Here is a 6385-nt window from a genome sequence, read left to right on the forward strand (position 1 = left end):
CCTCTCCTTCCGTTAATAGTAAGGCATAAGCATTACGATATGTACGAATGGAAATACGATAATCCAGCTGTCACATCGATCAAGAATACCACCGTGACCTGGCAGTAGCGTGCCTGAATCTTTGATGCCATACGCACGTTTATAGGCAGATTGTACAAGATCACCAAGCTGACCCAGCACCGCACAAGAAAGCCCTATAAGGAGTGCTCGTCCAATCGCAAGTTGTTCAGGAGCAAATATTGCAAAAACGATAGCGATCAGCATCGAGATCAGTACTCCACCTACGGCACCTTCCACCGTTTTGTTCGGACTGATGGCAGGCCAAAGTTTGTTCTTCCCCATGCTTCTTCCAACAAAGTATGCCCCGGCATCACTACCCCAAATGCAGAAAAGGAGTAAAAAAGTCCAGAACAAACCATGTCCGTCATCCGATGCACGAGCCATGGCCATATAAGAAAAACCCATTCCAATGTATACTATACCAGTAAACAGCAAGGCTGTTACTCGAATATCTAATTTATTTTTAGTAAAAACTGTAACTAAAAGGAACAAGAGCAGCAGAATCCAAATTCCTTGTTCCCACGATAAGGGTGCAGAGATCCCAAGCAAATTCCAAGGGATCATGAAACTTAGAATGGCTGCATAACCAAGAACGGTAGAACCGGAAAGCGCAGGTATCCCTATCATTTTCACAAATTCATAAAACCCGATAAAAGCCATGGCAGTAAGTAACAACTGGTATGGCCAGTTTCCCAACACGCATAAGCCTAAAAATAGTGCTCCGGCAACAATTCCGGTAATCAATCGCTGCTTCAAAGGTTTCCATCTCCTATCAAGCTACTTCAGTCCACCATAACGGCGTGTACGGCGTTGATATTCAGCAACTGCCTGATGCAAATGCTCCTTATCAAATTCAGGCCAATACACATCAGTAAACCACAGCTCACTATAAGCAAGCTGCCATAGCATGAAATTGCTAAGTCGCATTTCTCCACTTGTACGTATAAGCAAATCCGGATCTGGTAACCCACCAGATAACATTCGGCTATCGATTAGATCAGTCGTAATATCTTCCGGTGTCAAAGCCCCTGATTGGATGTCCTTACCAATGCTGCGCATGCAGTCCTCAATTTCTTTGCGCCCCCCATAATTAAGAGCAAAATTCAATATAAGTCCAGTATTGCCCTGTGTCCGGGAAATAGCTTCTTCCATAGCTTTGCGTGTAAATGAAGGCAATGCATCAGTATCACCCATCATACGTACTTGGACATTCTTCTCAATCAGCTCATCAAGCTCAATGGCTAGAAACTCCACTGGCAAGCGCATCAGATAATCGACTTCTTCCTTTGGTCGTTTCCAATTTTCTGTCGAGAACGCATACATCGTCAAAAACTCAACACCCAGTTCGTCTGCAGCGATTGTAGCACGTTTAACAGCCTTCATGCCATTCTGATGACCCACAACGCGCGGCAACCCGCGACGTTTAGCCCAACGCCCATTGCCGTCCATAATAACAGCCACATGCCGGGGAATGTTATCCGGTGAAATCTCGACTGGCTGTTGCCTGTCTTTACGGCTCAGCCACGCTTGAACCCGTTTGATCATTTCCGTTTCCTCCAAGCTCTTATCAGAAAGAGACAAACCCCACCATTAACGGAGGGGCCTCAAGTCTCTAGAATATCTTTATACTTCCATAATCTCTTTTTCTTTGGATACAAGCACTTTGTCGACCTCGGCTATGAACTTATCCGTTGTCTTTTGAATGTCTTCCTGATGGCCACGGGACTCATCTTCCGAGATACCGTTTTTCTCCATCTTCTTAATATCATCGTTGGCATCACGGCGAATGTTGCGGATCGCTACTTTCGCTTCTTCACCAAATTTCTTCGTCAATTTCACCAAATCCGTCCGACGTTCTTCAGTAAGCGGAGGGATAGAAAGACGAATGATTGTTCCGTCATTAGCAGGCGTTAAACCGATATCCGATTTCATGATCGCCCGTTCAATGTCAGACATCGATGTTTTGTCCCACGGCTGGATTAACAGTGTCCGGGAATCCGGAGTACTGATGTTCGCCAGCTGATTGATTGGAGTAGGGGAACCGTAATATTCAACTTGAATGCGATCTAGCAGTGATGTTGTTGCACGTCCTGCACGCAATGTTGCCAAGTCACGTTTCAGCGATGAAATCGCTTTTTCCATACGCTCTTCGGCATTTTTTTTGACCGATTGTGGCATTAATCTACACTCCCTTTAACAATCGTTCCGATCTTCTCACCGAGAACGACACGTTTGATATTGCCTTGTTCAGTAATGGCAAATACAATGAGCGGTATATTATTATCCATGCATAGAGATGAAGCTGTGGAATCCATAACACCAAGGTTTTTGTTCAGAACATCCATGTAAGTGAGCTGTTCAAACTTCTCGGCTGTGCTGTCTTTAAACGGATCAGCTGAATATACACCATCAACCTTGTTCTTCGCCATCAGAATCACTTCTGCTTCGATTTCTGCTGCTCTAAGTGCTGCAGTAGTATCAGTAGAGAAGAAAGGATTACCTGTGCCTGCTGCAAAAATAACAACACGGCCCTTCTCCAGGTGGCGAATCGCACGACGACGAATGTACGGTTCAGCAATTTGCTGCATCGAGATCGAAGTCTGTACTCTTGTTGGCACATCGATTTGTTCTAATGCATCCTGCAGAGCAAGTGAATTCATTACTGTTGCCAGCATGCCCATATAATCTGCAGTAGCGCGATCAATGCCACTTGCACTACCAGCGATCCCGCGCCAAATGTTACCTCCACCACAAACAATCGCAACCTGAACGCCAAGTTCTACAACTTCCTTGATCTGTTCAGCGATGGAAATAATCATGTCGGCATCAATACCATATCCGTTTTGTCCTGCCAAAGACTCCCCACTTACCTTAAGGACTACTCTCTTAAATACCGGCTGTTCCAAATGTATACCCTCACTTTCTGCAAAAGACGGAACACTACGTGTACGTGTTCCGCTCTTCTGATGCTTGCCCTTATTCAATTCTTCGCATTTATGATAAAGCTGATATTAATTATTTACTTGTGCCATAACTTCTTCAACAAAGTTATCCACTTTCTTTTCCAAGCCTTCGCCTAGTTCAAAACGAGCAAAACGACGGATCGAGATGTTTTCTCCGATTGTGCTGATTTTTTCGTTCAGCAATTGAGAGATCGTTTTGTCCGGGTCTTTAACGAAGGTTTGCTCAAGCAAGCAATATTCTTCGTAATATTTACCAATACGTCCTTCAACCATTTTTTCAATGATTTTCTCAGGCTTACCTTCGTTCAAAGCTTGAGCTTTCAGGATTTCTTTTTCTTTTTCTACATCTTCTTGTGGAACTTCTTCGCGACGAACATAACGCGGGTTTGCTGCAGCGATTTGCATAGCGATATCGCGAGCAAAATCCTTGAAGGAATCTGTTTTACCTACAAAGTCAGTTTCGCAGTTGATTTCTACAAGTACACCAATACGGCCGCCAGCGTGGATGTAAGATTCTACAACACCCTCAGTAGCAATACGCCCTGCTTTGTTTGCTGCTGCGGACAGACCTTTTTCACGAAGCAATTCAGCTGCTTTAGTGATATCGTTATTAGCTTCTTCAAGCGCTTTTTTACAATCAAGCATACCAGCGCCTGTTCTTTCACGAAGTTCTTTTACTGCTTTTGCATCAACTGCCATTGTTTATTCCCTCCAGGTAATTGTCGTTTTCTTACATTATTCAAGGCTTTTATCCTAAAAAAAGGGCAGTGAGAGGTTATCCACCTGCCAACCACCCTTTTCATTTAAGTTCTTGTATGTGTTAGTCGCTACTTAAGCAGTAGTTGTGTCTTCACCTTGGTGAGCTTCAACAACAGCGTCTGCCATTTTACCAGTCAACAATTTCACGGCGCGGATAGCGTCGTCGTTACCTGGAATTACGTAGTCGATTTCGTCCGGATCACAGTTAGTATCAACGATAGCTACGATTGGAATACCCAATTTGCGAGCTTCTGCAACTGCAATACGCTCTTTACGCGGGTCAATGATGAACAACGCGCTTGGTAGACCTTTCATGTTCTTGATACCGCCCAAGAATTTCTCAAGACGATCTTTCTCTTTGCGAAGAAGGATAACTTCTTTCTTAGGTAGAACTTCAAAAGTGCCGTCTTCTTCCCAAGCTTCCAATTTCTTCAAACGATCAATACGTTTTTGGATAGTTTGGAAGTTAGTAAGAGTTCCGCCCAACCAGCGTTGGTTAATAAAGAACATACCGGAACGTTCTGCTTCTTCTTTTACGGAATCTTGTGCTTGTTTCTTTGTTCCTACGAATAGGATTGTGCCGTTGTCACCAGCGACGCTTTTTACAAAGTTGTAAGCTTCTTCTACCTTCTTGACTGTTTTTTGCAAGTCAATAATGTAAATTCCGTTTCTTTCAGTGAAGATATAACGATCCATCTTTGGGTTCCAACGACGAGTCTGGTGACCGAAGTGTACCCCAGCTTCTAGAAGCTGTTTCATGGAGATTACTGCCATCTTCACACACCTCCTAAGTTTGGTTTATTGTGTGTCTCCTCCGCCGTGCGTCATCTTTCAGCAAGACTTTCTTCAGAAGAAAGCACCCCTTGTCGAAATCAACCGGCGTGTGTTTTAACACCGTCAATTACTATATCATATTTTATTAGTGTATGCAACGATCATTGAAAACTTATTAATTTTTCTACTATAGAATCTAGACTCTCATCTTTATTAAAGGTGTAAGAACCCGATTGAATCTTCGTATTGATCTGACGTTGATTGGCGGCTTTAAGAAAACTAGCCTTATCCTTAATGACTTCAGCCTTCTCCAAAATATCTGCTGTTTTTGTCAGTGTGCTACCTGAAGGTATACGAACAACTACCCCTGCATTCGCAGTGGCTTTAGGCTTATCAGGTGCAACAGCAGTTGGTGCAGTAGTGACCTCTGGCTCCTCAATAGTGCCTTCTTTAGGCGTTGAGGGCTCTTTAGGAGGGATAACCTTACTGGGGTTATCAGATACTGTAGGAGATACTACAGGAGCGGGAGAAGCCGCTACTGAAGGCTCAGAAGGTGCCACGTTCTCCGTAATTCCCTCATTAACGCCAGCTGACTTCTGACCTTGAACAGCGTCCTCCAAAGCAGACTCATCCAAAGGAGGTTCAGTAGCTTCGTCGATAACCTTCAAGTTCAATTTCTCAGCACCTTGTATTACCTGTTCCTTGGTGAGTGGAGCCGCTCCACCGGATATCATTAATTGAAGTAATAGGGCGCCTGCAATTAGCCCTGTGCCAAGTCCGAACAAAAAAGAACGGTTCTTCATCATACCGATTCCTCCTGTTTGGCGAGTTGCAGAATCAGTTGCACTTCTCCCCGCTGAAGTCCAGCCGTCTTGGCAATGGAGTCTATCGATTTCCCCTGCTCATGTAGTTCAAATAATCGTGGATATCGCAATTTAATAGAACTAATAGGTTTCGCTTTCACTTCTGGTTGTATTGAACGTATTTCAGCACCGGCAGATGGGTCTCCGATCGCCGAAACCTTAGCATATGAACCCTTCTCAACCGAAACTTCCAACTCTCTTAACCGTTTTTCTTCATTAGTTACTCGGCCCTCTAGTAATAAAGAGCTTTGCTGTAATTCTGTTAATTGATGCTGCAAATCACTAATCTGCCCTTGCATTGCTACATGATTAGTTTGTGATTGCTGTTTAATGCTGCTGACTAACTGTACTAGCTCTTCATTCTCGCGCTCTATGTCAGCCATATATAGCTCAAGCGCAGCCTCTGTTTCTTTGAGGCTTTGCTGCTTTGCTTTTCCTTCCTTCATATGCGCTGGAAGTAAAAAGGCATAAAGAATAGCGGCGACACCTACTAGCACAATATACACCCATGGTTGCAAGTGCCTTATCTCCTTTAACATATCAAATATAACTACTTATTAAAGACTCAGATCAATGCGCTGTCCTTTGTAAGGATGTTCCGCATCACGAGTACCTGACTTCGAACGTTTCTCCGAAGAAGGATTCCCTCCGGAATGATGATTGCCTTTATCTCCGCCATCGCGTAAAGCAGATTCAGAAGATTCATCCACTTCAGCGCTTCGCATGGTCATTTCCTGGCTTTGTTTCACATTTTGTCCTGCCAGTTGATGCTGATCAATAGCGGGGCGCTGCTGAGATTCATTCTGAATCTTACCCGCTTCCGTAGTCCGAGGTAGTGCAATTTGCAGTTCCACTGGTTTTAGGCTCATCATAACCCTCTTCTCATAAGAAGAAACGATGTTGTCGTCTTTTGAAGACGATAACCGTTTCTCGTAAAAATATAAGGATAATGTATAACGTGAAACT

Annotated in this window: 9 protein-coding genes; all 9 read right to left on the reverse strand. The window is 43.9% G+C overall.

Annotated elements, in window-relative coordinates; translation table 11 throughout:
- Positions 1 to 12 precede the first annotated feature (12 nt).
- On the reverse strand, positions 13 to 816 hold the full coding sequence (locus CA600_RS11440; RefSeq protein WP_094870296.1) for a phosphatidate cytidylyltransferase: 804 nt from the start codon (positions 814 to 816) through the stop codon (positions 13 to 15).
- 21 nt (positions 817 to 837) lie between these two features.
- Positions 838 to 1605 carry an isoprenyl transferase gene (locus tag CA600_RS11445; protein WP_094870297.1) on the reverse strand — a complete coding sequence of 256 codons (768 nt, stop codon included), beginning with the start codon at positions 1603 to 1605 and terminating at the stop codon, positions 838 to 840.
- A gap of 78 nt (positions 1606 to 1683) precedes the next feature.
- Positions 1684 to 2238 (reverse strand): ribosome recycling factor, encoded by a 555-nt coding sequence (frr, locus tag CA600_RS11450; protein WP_042189424.1) that lies wholly within the window; start codon positions 2236 to 2238, stop codon positions 1684 to 1686.
- Positions 2238 to 2966, reverse strand: coding sequence for a UMP kinase (gene pyrH / locus CA600_RS11455; RefSeq protein WP_036688491.1), 729 nt, complete (start codon positions 2964 to 2966; stop codon positions 2238 to 2240). The genes frr and pyrH overlap by 1 nt, the downstream gene beginning before the upstream one ends.
- A 105-nt stretch (positions 2967 to 3071) precedes the next feature.
- The gene (tsf, locus tag CA600_RS11460) at positions 3072 to 3722 is read right to left on the reverse strand and encodes a translation elongation factor Ts (RefSeq protein ID WP_042189425.1); all 651 of its coding nucleotides are present in this window, start codon (positions 3720 to 3722) and stop codon (positions 3072 to 3074) included.
- Positions 3723 to 3854: 132 nt separating this feature from the next.
- Complete coding sequence (gene rpsB, locus CA600_RS11465; RefSeq protein WP_094870298.1) at positions 3855 to 4556, reverse strand: 30S ribosomal protein S2; 702 nt, start codon at positions 4554 to 4556, stop codon at positions 3855 to 3857.
- Between the two features lie 161 nt (positions 4557 to 4717).
- On the reverse strand, positions 4718 to 5362 hold the full coding sequence (locus tag CA600_RS11470; RefSeq protein WP_094870299.1) for an endolytic transglycosylase MltG: 645 nt from the start codon (positions 5360 to 5362) through the stop codon (positions 4718 to 4720).
- The gene (locus tag CA600_RS11475; protein ID WP_094870300.1) at positions 5359 to 5937 is read right to left on the reverse strand and encodes a hypothetical protein; all 579 of its coding nucleotides are present in this window, start codon (positions 5935 to 5937) and stop codon (positions 5359 to 5361) included. Before CA600_RS11475 ends, CA600_RS11470 begins: the two co-directional genes overlap by 4 nt.
- A 39-nt stretch (positions 5938 to 5976) precedes the next feature.
- A partial coding sequence (locus tag CA600_RS11480) for a hypothetical protein (RefSeq protein WP_256989814.1) occupies positions 5977 to 6385 on the reverse strand: 409 nt, incomplete at its 5' end.

The organism is Paenibacillus sp. VTT E-133280 (assembly GCF_002264385.1).
In the GTDB taxonomy this organism is placed as follows: domain Bacteria; phylum Bacillota; class Bacilli; order Paenibacillales; family Paenibacillaceae; genus Paenibacillus_AQ; species Paenibacillus_AQ nitricinens.